Raw genomic sequence first — 17,052 nt, 5'->3', positions numbered from 1 at the left:
TCTGGTCAGAGACCATAAAGGGCAAACAGCTTGCGCATGCGTGCGGCAGCCAGTTCGGTATCCGCCAGGAGGCCGCATCCGTCGGCCAGCTTGAACACCTCCACGAAATAGGGCAGCGGCCGCATCGAATGGGCGCCCCCAAGCATGATGAAATGATCCTGGAACCCGTTCAGCCAGGCAAGGAAGACGACCCCGGTCTTGTAGTATTGCGTGGGCGCTCGAAAGATCAGCCGCGCGAGCGGCACGGTCGGATCCAGCGTCGCGTGGAACCCTTGGGTATCGCCCCGGCCGAGCCGGTCGATGGCGTAGGCGGCAGCCGGCGCCAGAGGGTCGAAGATACCGAGAAGAGCGTGCGAGAACCCCTGCTCGTCACCCGCGATCAGTTCCGGATAGTTGAAGTCGTCGCCCGTGTACATCTTCACGCCGGCGGGCAGGCGGCGGCGCATCGCGATTTCCTTCTCCTTGTCGAGGAGGGAAATCTTGATGCCGTCGATCCTGGCGGTGTTGTTTCCGATAATTGCCAATACCGTCTCGAGCGCATCCTCGAAGCGGCCGGCCCCCCAATACCCCTTGAGGGCCGGATCGAACATCTCTCCCAGCCAGTGCAGGATCACCGGGCGGTCGCAGCGCGCGAGCACATCGCCATAGACCGATACATAATCGTCGGGCGAACGCGCCACGGCCGCCAGCGCCCGGCTGGCCATGACGATCAATCTGCCGCCGACCTTCTGGATGGCCTCGATCTGTTCGAAATAGGCACGGCGGACATCGTCGAGCGTGCGTGCATCAGCCGGTCCGAGCTGGTCGGTGCCGGCGCCGTTGAAGACGAGCGCGTCGGGCAGCTCGCTTCTGGTCCTGCGGATCAGCTCCAAGGCCGAAGGCCAGTCGAGACCCATGCCGCGCTGCGCGGTGTCCATTGCTTCGGCGATGCCGAGGCCGAGCCCGTGAAGGTGGCGCCTGAATGCCACCGTGGCCTTCCAGTCGATGGCGGCGGGACCGCCGGGATCGCTCGCGCTGAAAGGATCCGCCACCACATGGGCGGCCGACAGCACGGTGCGTGCCGCTTCCGGCGGCAATCGCGCGGCGGGAACCGCCTTGCCCTGAAGCCTATAATCGGAAAGTTTGCCCGCGGTATCCGGCAGCTGGATGATCATGGCGTTCTCCCTGGCGTTGCGCCGCGGTCAGAACCGCGGCACCAGCATGCCCGCGTCGACGGCAATGACATGGCCTGTCGTATATGGCAGCTCGCCCGTGGCGAGCGTCGCCATGACGCGGCCGACATCTTCCGGCTTGCCGAGGCGGCGGATCAATGTCAGTCCCTCCTCGTCGATGCGGCGCCGGTAGGTTTCGCTGACCGCCTTGGTCATGGCGGTCTCGATCAGGCCGGGCCTGATGTCGTAGACGGCGATGTTCTCCCGGCCGAGGCGCACCGCGAAGACCTGGCTCACCATGGCGGATCCGGCCTTCGACACGCAATACTCCGAGCGCGGTTCCGCCACCGCCGTGGCATTGGAGGACGAGACGTTGATCAGGCTGTAGAAGCGGCCGTCATCGCGCTTGCGGGCGACCAGCCGCCTGGCCCAACGCTGGGACAGGAAGAACTGCGCCTTTGTGTTGATTGCCTGGCAGCGGTCATAGCTCTCCTCCGTGACATCGAGCGGGTCGCCACGCGAGATGACCGACACGCCGGCATTGTTGATCAGCGTCGACAGGGGACCGATGGCGGCCTCGGCGGCTTCGAGCATGCCTTCGTGGATGCCCGGATCGGCGACATCGCCCGCAACGCGCGCGACCGGAACGCCGAGCGCGGCGACCGCCGCTTCGGCGGATTTCAATTCCTCGTCATCGACCGGACCGTTGAGCGCCACGCCGAATCCGCGCCGGGCAAGCTCCAATGCAGCCGCCAGTCCGATGCCGCGGCTCGATCCGGTGACGAAAGCCGCGTGACGCGATCCGGCCATCACGCCCGGGCTCCGTGCTTGAGGAGCTCGCGGGCGATGATCATGCGCTGGATCTGGTTGGTGCCTTCATATATCTGCGTGATCTTGGCGTCCCGATAGAGGCGCTCGACCTCGAAGCCGCGTATGTAACCGGAACCGCCGAAGACCTGCACGGCATCGGCGGTGCGAGCCACGGCTATGTCTCCCGCGAAACATTTGGCGATCGAGCAGGCCTTGGTTGCGTTTTCCCCCGCATCGATCTTCTCGGCGGCGCTGCGCACGAGCAGACGCGCCGCCTCTATGTCCTTTGCCATGTCGGCAAGCAGCCATTGCACGCCCTGGAAGTCGGCAATCGCCTTGCCGAACTGGCGTCGCTGCTGGGCATAGTCGACCGCTGCCTCGAGCCCCGCTTGCGCGATGCCGACGGCCAGCGAGGCGATGCCCACGCGTCCCTTGTCAAGCACGCTCATCATCATGTGGAAGCCGCGGCCTTCTTCTCCCAGCAGCGCTTCAGGTCCCAGAACGACGTCATTGAAATTGAGCGCGCCGACCTGGCTGGCCCGCTGACCCATCTTATGTTCCTTCGGGCCGCGCTCTATTCCCTTGGCGTGCAGGTCGACGATGAAGATCGACATGCCGCGATGGCCCGCAGCCTTGTCGGTGCGCGCCAGCACGAAACCGACGTCGGCGACCGGCGCGTTGTGGATCCAGATCTTGCCGCCGTTCAGCCGCCATCCGTCCCCGTCGCGCGTCGCGGCGGTACGTATCCCAGAAACATCGGTGCCCGCTTCGGGCTCGGTTATGCAGTAGGCGGCCTTCTTCTCGGCGCGCATGGTCGGACCCAACCACTGTTGCCGCTGCGCCTCAGTGCCATGCTGAACCAGCAAGGTGCTGATCAGCTCGACGAGGCCGCACTGATCGGCGACGGATGCATAGCCGCGCGACAGCTCTTCCATCACCAACGCATAGGTAAGCGTGTCGAAGCCGGGGCCGCCCATGGCCTCCGGGACGCCGATCCCGAAGAGACCGAGCTCACCCATCTGCTCATATATCTCGCCGGGGAAGCGCTCGTCCCGATCAAGCGCCTCGGCAACCGGACGAATGACGTCCTCGGCAAACTGGCGCGCCATCTCGCGCACCTGCTGCTGCGTTTCGCTCAGCGGCACGGCCGACCTCCTATGTAACTATCTAGTTACTACTATGCTGGAATCGCCACCGGCGTCAAGCGGCGGGCTTCGCATCGCCATGCGTCGCCGTTACAAGCGCTTGCGACGCTGCGTGAAACTGAATACAAATAACCAGATGGTTACTAATGGAGGATATCATGAAGCCGTCTGACAAGCGCGTATTCGGCCGGTCCGGCCTCAACGTTACGGCCTTCGCGTTCGGAACCGCTCCTATCGGCAATTTCCTTCAGCCCATGGAAGAGCAGACTGCGGATGCCATGATCCAGACCGCCTGGGACGCCGGCATTCGCTTCTACGACACCGCGCCGATGTACGGCCACGGCCTTTCGGAGTTGCGAACCGGGCATTCGCTTCGGTGGAAGAAGCGCGGCGAGTTCGTCCTCACCAGCAAGGTCGGCAGGGTGCTCAAGCCGGCAAAGCGCTCGCAGATCGACTTCGCGCCGTGGTCGAACGCCGCGCCGAACACCATGGATTTCGATTACTCCTACGACGGCACCATGCGGTCGTTCGAGGATTCGCTGCAGCGCCTGGCGCTCGAACATATCGACATGCTTTTCATCCACGACATCGATCGGTTCACCCGTGGAGACGAGCAGCCGGAGGTCTTCCGGCAGGCGATGGACGGCTGCTGGCGGGCGTTGGAGAAACTGCGCTCGCAAGGCGTCGTCAAGGCGATCGGCGTTGGGGTCAACGAATGGGAAGTTTGCCACGAGGCCCTGAAGCAGCGCGACTTCGACTGCTTCCTGCTGGCGGGCCGCTATACGTTGCTGGAACAGGAAGCCCTCGACAAGTTCCTGCCGCTTTGCGTCGAACGCGGCGCGGCGGTGCTGGTTGGCGGCGGCTTCAATTCCGGCATCCTGGCCACAGGTGCCGTTCCGGGCGCCAAGTACAATTATTCGCCGGCGCCAAAGTCCATCATGGAGAAGGTGGCGAAAATCGAGGAAATCTGCCGCGCGCATGGCGTCCCGCTGCCGGCCGCCGCCTTGCAGTTCGTGGTGGCGCACCCGGCCATCCCGTCCTTCTGCGCCGGCACACGTACTGTCCAACAACTTGAGCAGAACCTGGCCTGGTTCAGTTACCCTATCCCTGGCGAATTCTGGCACGACCTGAAGAAGGGCAGGCTGTTGCGAGAAGACGCTCCGGTGCCGGCATGAGCGTCGACACCAAAGGGAAATCGCTCACAGGCTTCGGGTTGAGCTATGAAGACGTGGAGGTCGGCGACCATTTCGAAACGCCTTCCAGGGAAGTGACAGCGGCCGTCATCGAGTCGTTCGCCGAAATCACCGGTGACCGGTTCGAAATCCATATGAGCGACGAGGCGGCACTCCGGCATGGTTTTCCGGCGCGCGTGGCGCATGGCCTGCTTGTGCTGTCTCTTATCGATGGGCTGAAGAACAATGCCGTTGCCCGGTTCCGGGCGGTAGCCTCGCTCGGCTGGACATGGCGGTTTTCAGCCCCGGTGCTCGCTGGCGACACCGTCAAAGCCGAGGTGACGGTCGCGGACAAGCGGACCACTCGCAATCCCGCCCGCGCGATCCTTTGCCTGCGATTTGTCGTTCGCAATCAGTGGGGACGGATCATGCAGGAAGGCGACAACCAGTTGATGGTTTATCGGCGAGATATGGCTTGAGAGAACCCACCCCTACCTCATCAACGCCATTGACGAGTCGATGAATAAGCACCTGGGCCTTGCCGGCTCGGCTCGGCTCGGCACGTCGCCTGCGAAACCGGAGCGCTTTCTTCTGCCCTGCCCGGTCGAATGGCGATGGATGATCGCAGCCTGCATGGCGGTATACAGACCAACGACGAGAATCACGAAAAGGAGATCACCGTCGAAAGGCTGGCGGCACTGGTCGGCGTGACCCCGCAGCACCTCGTCTCGTCCTTTCGCAAGCATATCGGCGTGACCCCCGGTGCGCTACCTCTGGCAGGTCCGCGCCCATCACGGCCATTCGCTGCTGCTGCGGACGGGGCTGTCGATTTCGGAGATCGCCTATCAATGCGGCTACAAGAACCCGTTCCACCTCTCGCGGCAGATTTCGGACCAATTCGGCATGTCGCCACGCGACGTTCGCGCCAACAAGGGCTACCGCCTGGCCAGCGACATCGCCGAAGGCGCCGCCGACACCGCCTATGGCATGGCCCTGCCCGACATGAATGTGATCGTCGGCAAATAGCCGAGCGGCAGCCCTCGCAAAACTGCACCGGCGGCGCGATCGAGCTGCGCTGGCTCGACTGCACCGCCGGTCTTACGCCGTTGCTTGGAAGGCACGGTAGTTTGGGAACACAGAACCTTCGGCGCGGCGTATCTTGCGCAATTCCGGACGGAAAACCGCACGCTTTTCCTGGAATTGCTTCAGTAAACCACGACGCTCCTGATCGACTTGCCCTCATGCATGAGGTCGAAACCCTTGTTGATGTCCTCGAGCTTCAGCGTGTGGGTGATCATCGGGTCGATCTGGATCTTTTTCTCCATGTACCAGTCGACGATCCTGGGTACATCGGTGCGGCCGCGCGCGCCGCCGAAGGCGGTGCCCATCCAGCTGCGGCCGGTGACCAACTGGAAGGGACGGGTCGATATCTCCTGGCCGGCGCCGGCAACGCCGATGACGACCGACTTGCCCCAGCCGCGATGCGAAGCCTCCAGCGCCTGGCGCATCACCTTGGTGTTGCCGGTGCAGTCGAACGTGTAGTCGGCGCCGCCGATCTGGTCGGCGCCGCGCTTGGTCATGTTGACCAGGTAAGGCACGACGTCGCCGTCGATCTCCTTCGGATTGACGAAATGCGTCATGCCGAACTTCTCGCCCCAAGCCTTCTTGTCGTTGTTCAAATCGACGCCGATGATCATGTCGGCGCCGGCAAGGCGAAGCCCCTGGATGACGTTGAGGCCGATGCCGCCGAGGCCGAAGACGACCGCTGTCGCCCCTTGCTCGACCTTGGCGGTGTTGATGACCGCGCCGATGCCGGTCGTGACCCCGCAGCCGATGTAGCAGATCTTGTCGAAGGGGGCGTCTGGATTGACCTTGGCCACCGCGATCTCCGGCAGCACGGTGAAGTTGGAGAAGGTCGAGCAGCCCATATAGTGGAACAGTTTTTCGCCCCCGATCGAGAAGCGCGACGAACCGTCGGGCATCAACCCTTGCCCCTGCGTGGCGCGGATGGCGGTGCACAAATTGGTCTTCCTCGACAGGCAGGACGGGCACTGCCGGCATTCGGGCGTGTAGAGCGGGATGACATGGTCGCCCTTCCTGACCGAGGTCACGCCCTTGCCGACATCGACGACGATGCCGGCGCCCTCATGGCCCAGGATCGCCGGGAACAGGCCTTCCGGATCGGCGCCCGACAGCGTGAACTCGTCGGTGTGGCAGATGCCGGTCGCCTTCACCTCGACCAGCACCTCGCCCTCGCGCGGACCTTCAAGGTCCACCTCCATGATCTCAAGCGGCTTTCCGGCGGCAACGGCTACGGCGGCACGCGTTTTCATTTTTCCCTCTCCCGATTTGGTTGGCCGAAGCGAGCGCCCGGCTTCGTGGCTTGAAACTTATGCGGCGGCTCTGGCGGGCCCGGCCGGAAACACGCCCGACATGACGACAAAGCCCTTGATGCGCTTTACGCGATCGCACCAGCGCCGGATCGCCGGATAATCCTGGCGTGGAATACCCCCCTCTTCCGAGAGCATGATGTAGGGAAAGCAGGCGATGTCGGCGATCGTCGGATGCGCCGCCGAACAGATCCATCCGCGGCCCTCCTGCTCGCCGAACCAGAGATGCTCATCGAGGATGCGGAACAACCGGTGCGCGCCGGCGCGCGCGGCCTCGATGTCGAAATCGTAGAACAGCGCATCGTGCAGGCGGGCGGCCGAGGCCGTCCCTGTGATGCCGTCGGCAAAGGCCAGCCACTGGCTGATCTCGCCGAGCAAGGCCGGATTATCCCTCGGGTACCATGTGCCGGACGGGTCGTATTTCGACGCCAGATAGACAAGGATCGCCTGCGCGTCGCGCAGGATCAGCCCGTCGTCGTCGATTACCGGCAGTTGTCCCAGCGGATTGAGCTTCAGGAACCATTCCGACTTGTGCTCGCGTCCGGGATAGAAGTCGACCGGCACGGTTTTGTGGTCGATGCCGAGGAAGCTCATCAAAAGCCGCAATTTGTAGCAATTGCCGGACAGCTCGTAATCGTAAAGCGTGATCATCGGTAGCTCCTAAGCAATTCCAGGAAAAGTGCGTAGCGGTTTTCCGTTCGGAATTGCGTAAAACAAACAGTTAGATATCCAGCACGAGGCGCGCCGATTTGGCGCGCGAGACACAGGTCATGATCTTCGTTCCAGCCTTGCGCTCGGCGTCGTTGAGATAGACGTCCTGATGATCGGGCTCGCCTTCGATCACGGTCGCGACACAGGTGCCGCAAGCGCCCTGCTCGCAGGACGACGGCACGTCGATGCCGCTTTCGCGCATCACCTGCAGGATCGTCTTGCCGGCCGGCACCTGCAGCGTGACGCAGGAGCGCGCCAGCGCCACCTCGAAGCTCGAACTGTCATCGATCTTGTTGGTGTTCTTGAAATACTCGAAATGCACGGCGCTGTCTGGCCAGCCCTGCTTTGCCGCGATCTTGCGCGCCGCCTCCAGCATCGGGCCTGGGCCGCAGATGTAGAGGTGCATGCCGTTCCGGTAGAGGGCAAGCACGCGGCGAAGCTCGGCGCCGGTCGCGTCCGGCGACAGTCCGAGATGCGGCTTCAATGACTCGCCGAGCAGCTTCAGGCGATCGGCGAAAGCAAGATGTTCTTCGCCCTGCGCGAAATAGTGCAGTTCGTGCGTCAGATCCTGGTTCTTCAGCGCCTGCGCCATGGCCAAAAGCGGTGTGATACCGATGCCGCCAGCGACGAAGATCGTCTTGATGGCATCGCGGCGCAGCGGGAAGTTGTTGCGCGGCTCGGAAATCGCCAGCACGTCGCCCTCCCGCACCGTCTCGTGCATGCATTTTGAGCCACCCTTCGAATCCTTCTCCAGCTTGACGCCGATGGTGAAACTGTCGGTTTCGCCGGGTCCGTTGGTGATCGAATATTGGCGGATTTCGCCATTGGGCATATGGACGTCGATATGCGCGCCGGGCTGGAAGGTGGGCAGGATGCCCTTGATTGGCCGCAGCTCGAAACCGGCAATGCCGTCGGCCGTCTGCCACTTCCTGGCCACGGTGACGCGCAGCGCCGCCTTGCGGCCATGCGCGGTCAATTCCGGCATTTCAGCAAGCTCAGCCGACACCCGTTCGTAAGTCGGCTCGATAGGCGCCGGCGCTGGTACGTTGGCCACATTGCGCTCGACCTCGTCGCGGAGCTTGGACAGCCGTTCGTTGTGGTGGCGCAGGATAGCGATGCGCGCAGACCCTTCAGCCTCATGGTCGAGAACGCCGCGGATGACCGAACGGTTGGAATCGACCGGCTGGACAAAGAACACGCCAAGCGTCTCGGCGCCACTGTCGCGCGAGCGCAGCGCCACGGCAAAATCCTGAGCGGCCTCGACGGCTATTTCGGCGCCATTGCCGCCGATCGCGCCACTCGGTTGGAAGCGATAGGCCTTCAACGCCTTGGTAATCTTGTCGGCCGGCGCGTTGACCGGGATGCCACGCAGGGCCAGCAGCTTGCCCTCGGCAAGGCCTGCGACATCCGGCACCTCGCCCAACGCCTCTTCCGAGGACCAGACCAGGCCATAGCGCTCGACCGCCGGATAGGTGCGGTTGGTGATGGTGCGGGCCGGCGCGTCGGCCGGATGCGCGGGGATATAGGTGCAGCCGGCGGTGCGGTTCGAATAGCGCCAGCCGTGATATTGGCACTTCAGCTCGCGGCCGTCATTGATGCCGATCGACAGCCTCACGCCGCGATGCAGGCAGCGGTTCTCCCAGATGTTGACGTAGCCGTCATCGGCGCGCCAGACGGCGAACTCGCGGCCGAGCAACTGGCCATGGAACACATGGCGGTAAGGCAGATCATGGGCAGCGGCGATCGGATGCCACTGGCTTTTGGCTACTTCCAGCATTCGTCGTCTCCAAAAAATGTCTTGCTCAGGCCGCCGCGGGAATGACCCCGTAGGTCACGCCCTTCTGGCTAAGCCAGCGCCGGTAGGCGATCGCCGATTTGTCGGCGCGGATCGGGGTTTCGGCGCGTGGATCGAGCGGCAGGCGCTTCGGCACCTGGTTCTCCAGGATCGGCTTGTCCTGGCCGAAGATCGTCTGCTGGAAGCGCTTGATGACCTTGTCTTCGCTGTTCTCGTCCAGCACGCAAAGCAGCATGTGGGCGCGCACATGCTCCTGGTCGACCGGCTGCAGGAAGATGGCGATCACATCGCGCCGGCTCTCGTCGACCGGGCTCGATTTATAGAGCACCGAGCAATAGGGATGCGGCACGCGGTAGACATAGTCGACGTCGGCTCCGCCGTCGGACGCTGTCGAAGCCATCGGCTGGAAGAAGCGGCAGCGTGTCGCGAGAATCTCGTCACGGTCGACCGATATCTCGACATCGTATTCCTTGACCTCGGTGTGCGGCTCGGCGCCGAGAATGTCGGTATGCACATAAGGGAAGTGGCCCATGTCGAGAAAGTTCTCGATGGCGCGCGGCGCCGAGACGTTGACGCCGAAAGTCGCCGCGTTGAGCCGGCGACGGTCCGGTTCGGCATATTCCGGGATCGGGAAGAGCTCGGCCGGAGGCGCGCCCAGCGAGGTCCAGACATAGCCATAGGCGTTTTTCGCCGGCAGCCTCTCCGCAGCTGTAATCTGGTCAGCCCGCTGCATATCGGGCCGCGAGCGCCAGACGATCGGCGAACCATCCGTGCCGACCTCGAAACTGATGCGCTCTTCGAGCAGCACGGTCTGCTGGGCGATACCAGGAACGGCCTCGGCAATCGCGCCAATCGGATGCCAGAGATCGAGGACCACGGGGTCCGTGCATTTCGTCATCGCATTATCCTTCGGAATATCGGCGGCCATCTGTCAGATCCGCGCCGGTATGGCGCCGTAGGTGACGGCGCGGTCGCGCAGCCAGCGGCGGTAGGAAACCGAGACGGCATCGGCCCGGATCGGCGTTTCGGCGCGCGGATCGAGCGGCAGGCGCCTCGGCACCTGGTTCTCCAGGATCGGCTTGTCCTGCGCGAAGATCAGTTGCATGAAGCTGCGCACCGTCGCCGCCTCCATGCCTTCCTTGAGGTAGCAGAGATAGGGATGCGCGATGCAGTTCTCTTCATCGACCGGCTGCACGAACAGCGTGATGACGTCGAGACGATGCTTCTGGATCGGATTGCTCTTGTAGAGCGCCACCGTATAGGGCCGGATCACCTTGTAGATGTAGTCGACGACGAAGCCTTCCTTGGCGTTGGGCGATGCCACAGGCTGGTAGAATTTGCACTCGGTCGCCAGTACTTCGTCCTGCGCGGTGATCTCGACATTGTAGGGCGCCACCTCGGTATGCGGCTCCTCGCCCAGCCATCCGGTGTGGACGAAGGGGAAGTGGCCCATGTCGAGAAAATTCTCGACGGCGCGCAAGCCGGAAACCTTGACCGCGATGGATCCACCGCTGACGAGGTGTCGGTCCGATTCGTTTGCCTCGGGGATGTAGACGATATCGCGCCAAGGCTTGTCGAGACAGGCCCAGACGAAGCCGTAGCGCTCGGCCGATTTCAGCGCGGCGCCCGTGTCGTCGCGAATGACCTCGACGCTCCCCGAGCGCCTGCGTACCACAAGATCGACGCCAAGCAGGCGTGTTGCAAACGGCTTTTCCTGGGGGAGCGATTCCTGGTCGGCGACGATGTGCCAGTCGTTCAGGAGCTCTCGGTCGACGCAGTGGGTAGCCATCGGCATCCCCTCCAACTCGGCTAGCCCTTCACCATGAACCTAGCCCGGCGTTTCGACAGGACGAAAACACAAGATTGGATATCAATCAACGATTTTTTGTCAGCCAAAACTCATTTTTGTGTTGACAGGTTTCGATGATTGACCTCCGATGTATGAAATTCTGAATCTGGGATATGCCGTGTCCTGGCGGCGCATGTCTTCACTACGGAAAGCCTGCTGATCATGTCCTCGAACCCGCGGAGAACCGCGCCTTGAGCAGCCGTTCCCAGACGATAGCGGATATTCTGACGCGCGCCATCATCGACCATCGGCTGGTGCCTGGCTGCAAGCTCGGCGAGCGCGAGCTTTCCGAGATTTTCGACGTCAGCCGCATCGTCGTGCGCCAGGCGCTGATACGGCTGGCCGATGACGGACTGGCACAGATCGAGCGCAATCGCGGCGCTTTCGTCGCCAAGCCGAGCATGCAGGAGGCGATGGAGATCTACGATGCGCTGACGCTCGTCGAACAGGGCGTGGCCGCCCAGCTCAGCGATCGCCTCGGCCCTGCCGGATGGGCGGAGCTGCGCCAGCATGTGGAGCGCCAGCGCCAGGCGGTCGCCGCCGGCAACGACGCGCTGGCCGACGTGCTCGGCCAGGAATTCCATTCGGTGTTCGTGCGGCTCAGCCGCAACAAGGTGATGCAGGAAATCCATGCCCAGCTCGTGCGCCGCACCACATTGCTGCGCTCGCTGATCACCGCCGATTTCGACTACTGCAATCTGCTCGACGACCATTCGCGCGTCGTCGACCTTCTCGAAAAGGGCCGGCTGAAACAGGCCATGGACCTGATCGACACCCATCACCGCGCGGTGGTGCGCGGCTACATCATGGATCGCGAGGTCTACGCGGAAATGACGCCGGCCGAGGCGTTGGCGCCCTACCTCGACGGCCGGGCCGACAGCGCGGCTCCGATCGCGCCGCGAGCACCGACACGCCCATCCGGGAACGGCAACGGCACAGCGCATGTGCATGTCCATCTCCCCAAGCAAGATCCGGCACCGAAAAGCCGGGCATCCGCTAAAAAAACCAACAGAGGGTTACCAGCATGAACGACCTGACAAGGCGTGGATTCCTGAAATACAGCGGCGCGCTGGGTGCGGCGCTCGGCACCGGCGGACTGAGCACCATCGCCAGGGCCGACGACGTGCTCAAGATCGGCGTCGTCTATGTCTCGCCGATCGCCGAGATCGGCTGGACCAAGCAGCACAGCCTTGGCGTCGAGGCGATCAAGTCCGCGTTCGGCGACAAGGCAAAGCTCACCGTCATCGACAACATCTTCATGCCGCAGGATGCGGAGCGCGTTTTCCGCGAGCTGGCCAGCGCCGGCAATCAGCTCATCTTCGGCACCAGCTTCTCGCACGGCACGCCGATGCAGAAGGTGGCGCCGCGCTTCCCCAAGATCGCGTTCGAGCATTGCTCGGGCATCGTCCACCTCGCCAATCTCGGCACCTTCGAAGCAAAGTATTATGAAGGCACTTTCGTCGCCGGCGCGGCCGGCGGCTATATGTCGAAATCAGGCAAGATCGGTTTCATCGGCGGCTTCCCGATCCCCGACATCGTCGGCCCGGCCAACGCGCTGCTGCTCGGCGCGCAGAGCGTCAATCCGAACGCCACCTGCAACGCCATCTTCCTCAATTCCTGGTTCGATCCGGGCAAGGAGAAAGAGGCCGCCAAGACGCTGCTCTCGCAAGGCTGCGACGTCATCTGCTCGATGACGGATACGGCGACCGGTGTTCAAGTCGCCGGCGAAGGCGGCGCGTGGTCGATCGGCTATGCCAGCGACATGTCGAAATTCGCCTCGGGCAAGCAGTTGACGTCCTTCGTGCTCGACTGGACCAGCGACTATGTCGGCGCCGCCAAGGCTGTCGCGGCCGGCACCTGGAAGCCGGAAGTGCGCTGGGACGGACTGGCCGCCGGTGTGGTCAAGATGGCGCCCTACAATGAAGGCATCCCGGCCGACAGCAAGGCCAAGCTGAAGCAGTTGGAAGCCGATATCGGCAGCGGCAAGGTGCATCCGTATGCCGGCGAACTGAAGGACCAGGACGGCAACGTCAAGGTCGCGGCTGGATCGGTGCTCGACGACGACGGCATTCGCGGCATGAACTGGTTCGTCAAGGGAATGATCGGCAAGCTGAGCTGATCAGCTTCATAGACCCCGGGAACGCCGAGGCTCTTTCCTCGGCGTCGCCCTCCTGGTTCCCGTCCAACCCCGCTGCAAGCCCGGCAGGACCCGCCATGCATCCGCGACTAGAATTGCGCAATATCTCCAAGCGCTATCCCGGCGTCATCGCCAATGACGACGTCTCATTGACGATTCAGCCCGGCGAAATCCATGCAGTGCTTGGCGAAAACGGCGCCGGCAAATCGACCCTGATGAAGATCATATATGGTGCGGCGCAAGCGGATTCCGGCGAGATCTATTGCGACGGCAAGCTGATCACCGCGCACAACCCGGCGATGTCGCGCGCGCTCGGCATCGAGATGGTCTACCAGCATTTCGCGCTGTTCGAATCCGTCTCGGTGGTCGAGAACATCGCGCTCTCGGCAAGCAGCGCCTTCGACCTGCCCTCGCTCGCCGAGAATATCCGCGAGCTGTCGTTGCGCTACGGCATGCCCATCGACCCGCATCGCCAGGTGCACGACCTGTCGGTCGGCGAGCGGCAGCGCGTCGAAATCGTGCGCTGCCTCTTGCAGGCGCCGAAGCTCCTGATCTTGGACGAGCCGACTTCGGTGCTGACGCCGCAAGCCGTGGTCAAGCTGTTCGACACCCTTCGGCAGCTTTCGGCCGAGGGCTGCTCCATCGTCTATATCAGCCACAAGCTCGACGAGGTGCAGGAGCTCTGCGATATCGCCACCGTGCTGCGCAACGGCAAGGTCACCGGTACGGCGCGGCCGAAGGAAACCACCTCGCTTGAGCTCGCCCGCATGATGGTCGGCTCGAAACTACCGGAAATGCATGTCAGCCCGGCGGCGCCGAGCGAACGGCCAGTGCTCGAGGTCAGGAACCTGTCGGCGAGCGCCCGCGACCATTTCGGCGTCGACCTGAAGGATGTGTCCTTCAACGTGCATGGCGGCGAGATCGTCGGCCTGGCAGGCGTCTCCGGCAACGGCCAGGCCGAGCTCATCGCGCTGCTCAGCGGCGAGCGCCGGCACGCTCAAGGCGGCGCGATCAAAATCAGCGGAATGCCCGCGGCCGCATTGCGGCCCGACGAGCGCCGCAAGCTCGGCCTCGCCTTCGTTCCGGAAGAGCGGCTCGGGCGCGGCGCGGTGCCCTCGCACACGCTGTGGGAAAACGCTGTACTGACCGCCCATCGCGTCGGCACCGTGCGCAAGGGCCTTGTCGACCGCCGCCGGGCCAGCGCCTTCGCCGCCGGCATCATCGATCGGTTCAAGGTCAAGGCCAACGGGCCGGGTGCGACGGCGCAGAGCCTGTCCGGCGGCAACCTGCAGAAATTCATCGTTGGCCGCGAGATCGCGCTGGCGCCGAAGCTGCTGCTTGTCTCGCAGCCGACCTGGGGCGTCGATGTCGGCGCAAGCGCCTTCATCCGCCAGACCATCGTCGACCTCAGCCGCGCCGGCACAGCGGTGTTCGTCGTTTCGGAAGAGCTCGACGAGCTGTTCGAGATTTGCGACCAGCTGCTGGTGATCTGCCAGGGTCGCGTTTCGCCGCCGCTTGTCCGCGCAAGCACCGACCGCGAAGAGATCGGGCTTTTGATGACTGGACGAACGACCAGCAACGACCAGAAGGGGAGTGGCAGCGTTGCACTTCAGGATTGAACAACGGCCGGAGCCCTCGGCCGCGATGCGCATTGCCGCACCGTTGCTGGCGTCGATCCTGACGCTGATCGTCGGCTCGATCTTCTTTGCCTCGCTCGGGCACGATCCGCTGCCGACGCTCTACGCCTTCTTCGTCGAGCCGCTGAGCTCGATGAACGGCCTGTCGGAATGGCTCTTAAAAGCCTCGCCATTGATCCTGATCGCCTGCGGGCTGGCGATCGGCTTCCGCGCCAATGTCTGGAACATCGGCGCCGAGGGGCAGTTCACCTTGGGCGCGGTTGCAGCCAGCGGTGTCGGCCTGTTCTGGCCGAACCCCGAGAGCATGCTCTTGTTGCCGCTGATGTTTCTGGCCGGCATGGGCGCGGGAATGGCTTGGGCCGCGATCCCCGCCTTCCTGCGCTCACGGATGAACACCAACGAGATCCTGGTCACGCTGATGATGACCTATATCGCAACGCTGTTCCTGTCCTATCTCGTGCACGGACCGTGGCGCGATCCGGCCGGCTTCAACTACCCGCAGACGGCGCTGCTGCCGGCCGCGGCAATGTTTCAATCCTTCGATCCCGCTTACCGGCTGAATTCCTCCATCTTCATCACCGTGGTCGCCGTGCTGTTGATGTGGCTGTTCACCGACCGCAGCTTTCTCGGCTACAAGATGTCGGTGAGCGGCGCAGCCCCCCTGGCGGCCCGCTATGCCGGCTTTCGCGAATCCGCCGCCGTCTGGATCGGGTTGCTGGCGGGCGGCGCCGCGGCCGGCGTCGCCGGCATGGCGGAAGCCGCCGGGCCGCTCGGACAGCTCTCGCCGCAGATTTCTCCCGGCTACGGATTTGCCGCCATCATCGTCGCCTTCATTGGACGGCTGAACGCCTTCGGCATCGTGCTCGGTGGGCTATTGATGTCGCTGCTCTTCCTCGGCGGCGAAGGCGTTCAGATGACACTTGGCCTGCCCTCGGCGCTGACGCGCATCTTCCAGGGCATCCTGCTGTTCTTCCTGCTCGCGGCCGACTTCTTCATCTTCTATCGCATCCGCATGGTGCGGCCGGCCACAGACACCCATGCGATAAAAGCGGCGCGGTAGCGGGAGACATCGGATGGAACTCTTTATCGCCATCTTCACAGGCACCGTCATCGCCGCCACGCCGCTGATCTTTGCAGCGCTTGGCGAGCTCGTGGTCGAGAAATCCGGCGTGCTCAATCTCGGCATCGAAGGCATGATGCTGATGGGCGCGGCGCTTGCTTTCTGGGCAGTGACCGCCGGCTGCTCGATGCCTGTCGCGATCATCGCCGGCGCGCTGGCTGGTGCCGCCGCCTCGCTGTTGTTCGGCGTGCTTGCCCTGACTTTCCTCACCAACCAATACGCGGCCGGCTTGGCGTTGGCGATCTTCGGGTCTGGCGTGTCGGCATTCATCGGTCGCGGCTTCGGCAGCGATCCGATCGAAGCGCTGCATGGGCTCAACATCCCGATCCTGTCCGACCTGCCGCTGATCGGACCCTTGCTCTTCCGCTTCGACCCGCTCGTCTATCTGGCACTCGCAATGTTCGTCGTCATCAGCTGGTTCCTCTATCGCACGAAGGCGGGCCTCATTCTGCGCACGATCGGGGAATCGCCGCAGACCTCGCATGCCATCGGCCATCCCGTAATCCGGATCCGCTACATGGCGGTGCTGTTTGGGGGGCTGATGGCGGGCCTTGCAGGCGCCTATCTGTCGGTCGCCTACACGCCGCTCTGGGTCGAGAACATGACCGCCGGCAAGGGCTGGATAGCGCTGGCGCTGGTGGTGTTCGCGACATGGCGGCCGCTGCGCGTGCTGCTCGGCGCCTGGCTGTTCGGCGGCATGACGATCCTGCAACTCCAAGGACAGGCGCTGGGCCTGCAGGTGCCATCCGAACTGCTGTCGGCCCTGCCCTATCTGGCAACGATCGTGGTCCTGGTGCTGATCTCACGAAACCGCCAGATGCTGGCGCTGCATTTTCCAGCCTCGCTGGCAAAACCGTTTCGCCCGGCGGGTTAGACAGTCCACCACCGCACAACGGGAGCCGGTCGCAAAGCGAGAGCGTAAAGTGAAGCAGGATCGGGAGCATGGCAGGACTTCGGCTCGGGTACTTTTTGCTTCAGCCGGGACGAGTTTCGGTGACGGCGCGCGGCGGCATGCGCGGCAGCGGCATGAGCCGGATGAAAGGCGCGACCAGCGGTGCGTTTGCCTGGTGAAACGACGCCACCGGCCGCGGGCGGCAACCATGACCAGGATCGACGCGACCTAGGGGAACGCCAG

17 protein-coding genes are annotated in these 17,052 nt (G+C 63.6%); 9 read left to right on the top strand and 8 right to left on the bottom strand.

Annotation, left to right across the window (positions count from 1 at the left end; translation table 11 throughout):
* Window positions 1-5: 5 nt before the first annotated feature.
* From LB572_RS07285 to LB572_RS07275, 3 genes are read right to left on the bottom strand one after another with little or no spacing between them, the layout of a single operon-like run.
* On the bottom strand, window positions 6-1,154 hold the full coding sequence (locus tag LB572_RS07285; protein ID WP_224667242.1) for a dihydrodipicolinate synthase family protein: 1,149 nt from the start codon (window positions 1,152-1,154) through the stop codon (window positions 6-8).
* A 27-nt stretch (window positions 1,155-1,181) separates the two neighbouring features.
* The gene (locus LB572_RS07280; protein ID WP_140803238.1) at window positions 1,182-1,961 is read right to left on the bottom strand and encodes a 3-ketoacyl-ACP reductase; all 780 of its coding nucleotides are present in this window, start codon (window positions 1,959-1,961) and stop codon (window positions 1,182-1,184) included.
* Window positions 1,961-3,106, bottom strand: coding sequence for an acyl-CoA dehydrogenase family protein (locus tag LB572_RS07275; protein WP_140803239.1), 1,146 nt, complete (start codon window positions 3,104-3,106; stop codon window positions 1,961-1,963). The genes LB572_RS07280 and LB572_RS07275 overlap by 1 nt, the downstream gene beginning before the upstream one ends.
* 158 nt (window positions 3,107-3,264) lie before the next feature.
* Here LB572_RS07275 and LB572_RS07270 point away from each other — a divergent pair, with 158 nt between their 5' ends.
* The 3 genes from LB572_RS07270 (at window position 3,265) to LB572_RS07260 (ending at window position 5,304) form a co-directional block, all read left to right on the top strand.
* Complete coding sequence (locus tag LB572_RS07270; RefSeq protein ID WP_140803240.1) at window positions 3,265-4,281, top strand: aldo/keto reductase; 1,017 nt, start codon at window positions 3,265-3,267, stop codon at window positions 4,279-4,281.
* On the top strand, window positions 4,278-4,757 hold the full coding sequence (locus LB572_RS07265; protein WP_140803241.1) for a MaoC family dehydratase: 480 nt from the start codon (window positions 4,278-4,280) through the stop codon (window positions 4,755-4,757). Before LB572_RS07270 ends, LB572_RS07265 begins: the two co-directional genes overlap by 4 nt.
* Before the next feature lie 283 nt (window positions 4,758-5,040).
* A complete protein-coding gene (locus tag LB572_RS07260; RefSeq protein WP_140803242.1) occupies window positions 5,041-5,304 on the top strand; it encodes a helix-turn-helix domain-containing protein in 264 nt (87 codons plus the stop codon).
* Between the two features lie 179 nt (window positions 5,305-5,483).
* Here LB572_RS07260 and LB572_RS07255 read toward each other — a convergent pair whose 3' ends face one another.
* From LB572_RS07255 to LB572_RS07235, 5 genes are all read right to left on the bottom strand, one after another.
* Window positions 5,484-6,611 (bottom strand): S-(hydroxymethyl)glutathione dehydrogenase/class III alcohol dehydrogenase, encoded by a 1,128-nt coding sequence (locus LB572_RS07255; RefSeq protein WP_140811622.1) that lies wholly within the window; start codon window positions 6,609-6,611, stop codon window positions 5,484-5,486.
* 57 nt (window positions 6,612-6,668) lie between these two features.
* Entirely contained in the window at window positions 6,669-7,319 is a 651-nt protein-coding gene (locus LB572_RS07250; protein ID WP_140808595.1) for a glutathione S-transferase family protein, read from the bottom strand.
* Window positions 7,320-7,389: 70 nt separating this feature from the next.
* Complete coding sequence (locus tag LB572_RS07245) at window positions 7,390-9,156, bottom strand: Rieske 2Fe-2S domain-containing protein (protein WP_140808593.1); 1,767 nt, start codon at window positions 9,154-9,156, stop codon at window positions 7,390-7,392.
* A gap of 25 nt (window positions 9,157-9,181) precedes the next feature.
* On the bottom strand, window positions 9,182-10,072 hold the full coding sequence (locus LB572_RS07240; RefSeq protein WP_140808591.1) for an aromatic ring-hydroxylating oxygenase subunit alpha: 891 nt from the start codon (window positions 10,070-10,072) through the stop codon (window positions 9,182-9,184).
* Between the two features lie 33 nt (window positions 10,073-10,105).
* Window positions 10,106-10,963, bottom strand: a complete 858-nt coding sequence (locus LB572_RS07235) for an aromatic ring-hydroxylating oxygenase subunit alpha (protein WP_140808589.1) — start codon at window positions 10,961-10,963, stop codon at window positions 10,106-10,108.
* 251 nt (window positions 10,964-11,214) lie between these two features.
* Between LB572_RS07235 and LB572_RS07230 the strand changes: the two genes are divergently transcribed.
* The 6 genes from LB572_RS07230 to LB572_RS34360 all read left to right on the top strand — a co-directional run bounded on the left by LB572_RS07230 (window position 11,215) and on the right by LB572_RS34360 (window position 16,988).
* Window positions 11,215-12,051, top strand: coding sequence for a GntR family transcriptional regulator (locus LB572_RS07230; protein ID WP_140808587.1), 837 nt, complete (start codon window positions 11,215-11,217; stop codon window positions 12,049-12,051).
* Complete coding sequence (locus LB572_RS07225) at window positions 12,048-13,142, top strand: BMP family ABC transporter substrate-binding protein (RefSeq protein WP_140808585.1); 1,095 nt, start codon at window positions 12,048-12,050, stop codon at window positions 13,140-13,142. The genes LB572_RS07230 and LB572_RS07225 overlap by 4 nt, the downstream gene beginning before the upstream one ends.
* 95 nt (window positions 13,143-13,237) lie before the next feature.
* On the top strand, window positions 13,238-14,779 hold the full coding sequence (locus LB572_RS07220) for an ABC transporter ATP-binding protein (protein WP_224667241.1): 1,542 nt from the start codon (window positions 13,238-13,240) through the stop codon (window positions 14,777-14,779).
* Window positions 14,763-15,857 (top strand): ABC transporter permease, encoded by a 1,095-nt coding sequence (locus LB572_RS07215; protein WP_224667240.1) that lies wholly within the window; start codon window positions 14,763-14,765, stop codon window positions 15,855-15,857. The genes LB572_RS07220 and LB572_RS07215 overlap by 17 nt, the downstream gene beginning before the upstream one ends.
* Window positions 15,858-15,870: 13 nt before the next feature.
* Complete coding sequence (locus LB572_RS07210) at window positions 15,871-16,791, top strand: ABC transporter permease (protein WP_224667239.1); 921 nt, start codon at window positions 15,871-15,873, stop codon at window positions 16,789-16,791.
* A 68-nt stretch (window positions 16,792-16,859) separates the two neighbouring features.
* Complete coding sequence (locus tag LB572_RS34360) at window positions 16,860-16,988, top strand: hypothetical protein (protein WP_263497888.1); 129 nt, start codon at window positions 16,860-16,862, stop codon at window positions 16,986-16,988.
* The last annotated feature ends 64 nt before the right edge of the window (window positions 16,989-17,052 follow it).

This window comes from Mesorhizobium sp. BH1-1-5 (assembly GCF_020165615.1).
GTDB lineage: Bacteria > Pseudomonadota > Alphaproteobacteria > Rhizobiales > Rhizobiaceae > Mesorhizobium.
The sequence above is the reverse complement of the archived record's forward strand: the minus strand, read 5'-3'. Positions and strand labels throughout refer to the sequence as shown.

Bases quoted from the DNA above. Each gene is read 5' to 3' on its own strand.
- LB572_RS07220 (WP_224667241.1), top strand. From the start codon at position 13,238: ATGCATCCGCGACTAGAATTGCGCAATATCTCCAAGCGCTATCCCGGC.
- LB572_RS07240 (WP_140808591.1), bottom strand. From the start codon at position 10,072: ATGACGAAATGCACGGACCCCGTGGTCCTCGATCTCTGGCATCCGATT.
- LB572_RS07255 (WP_140811622.1), bottom strand. From the start codon at position 6,611: ATGAAAACGCGTGCCGCCGTAGCCGTTGCCGCCGGAAAGCCGCTTGAG.
- LB572_RS07245 (WP_140808593.1), bottom strand. From the start codon at position 9,156: ATGCTGGAAGTAGCCAAAAGCCAGTGGCATCCGATCGCCGCTGCCCAT.
- LB572_RS07225 (WP_140808585.1), top strand. From the start codon at position 12,048: ATGAACGACCTGACAAGGCGTGGATTCCTGAAATACAGCGGCGCGCTG.
- LB572_RS07265 (WP_140803241.1), top strand. From the start codon at position 4,278: ATGAGCGTCGACACCAAAGGGAAATCGCTCACAGGCTTCGGGTTGAGC.
- LB572_RS07250 (WP_140808595.1), bottom strand. From the start codon at position 7,319: ATGATCACGCTTTACGATTACGAGCTGTCCGGCAATTGCTACAAATTG.
- LB572_RS07270 (WP_140803240.1), top strand. From the start codon at position 3,265: ATGAAGCCGTCTGACAAGCGCGTATTCGGCCGGTCCGGCCTCAACGTT.
- LB572_RS07210 (WP_224667239.1), top strand. From the start codon at position 15,871: ATGGAACTCTTTATCGCCATCTTCACAGGCACCGTCATCGCCGCCACG.
- LB572_RS07280 (WP_140803238.1), bottom strand. From the start codon at position 1,961: ATGGCCGGATCGCGTCACGCGGCTTTCGTCACCGGATCGAGCCGCGGC.
- LB572_RS07235 (WP_140808589.1), bottom strand. From the start codon at position 10,963: ATGGCTACCCACTGCGTCGACCGAGAGCTCCTGAACGACTGGCACATC.
- LB572_RS34360 (WP_263497888.1), top strand. From the start codon at position 16,860: ATGGCAGGACTTCGGCTCGGGTACTTTTTGCTTCAGCCGGGACGAGTT.
- LB572_RS07285 (WP_224667242.1), bottom strand. From the start codon at position 1,154: ATGATCATCCAGCTGCCGGATACCGCGGGCAAACTTTCCGATTATAGG.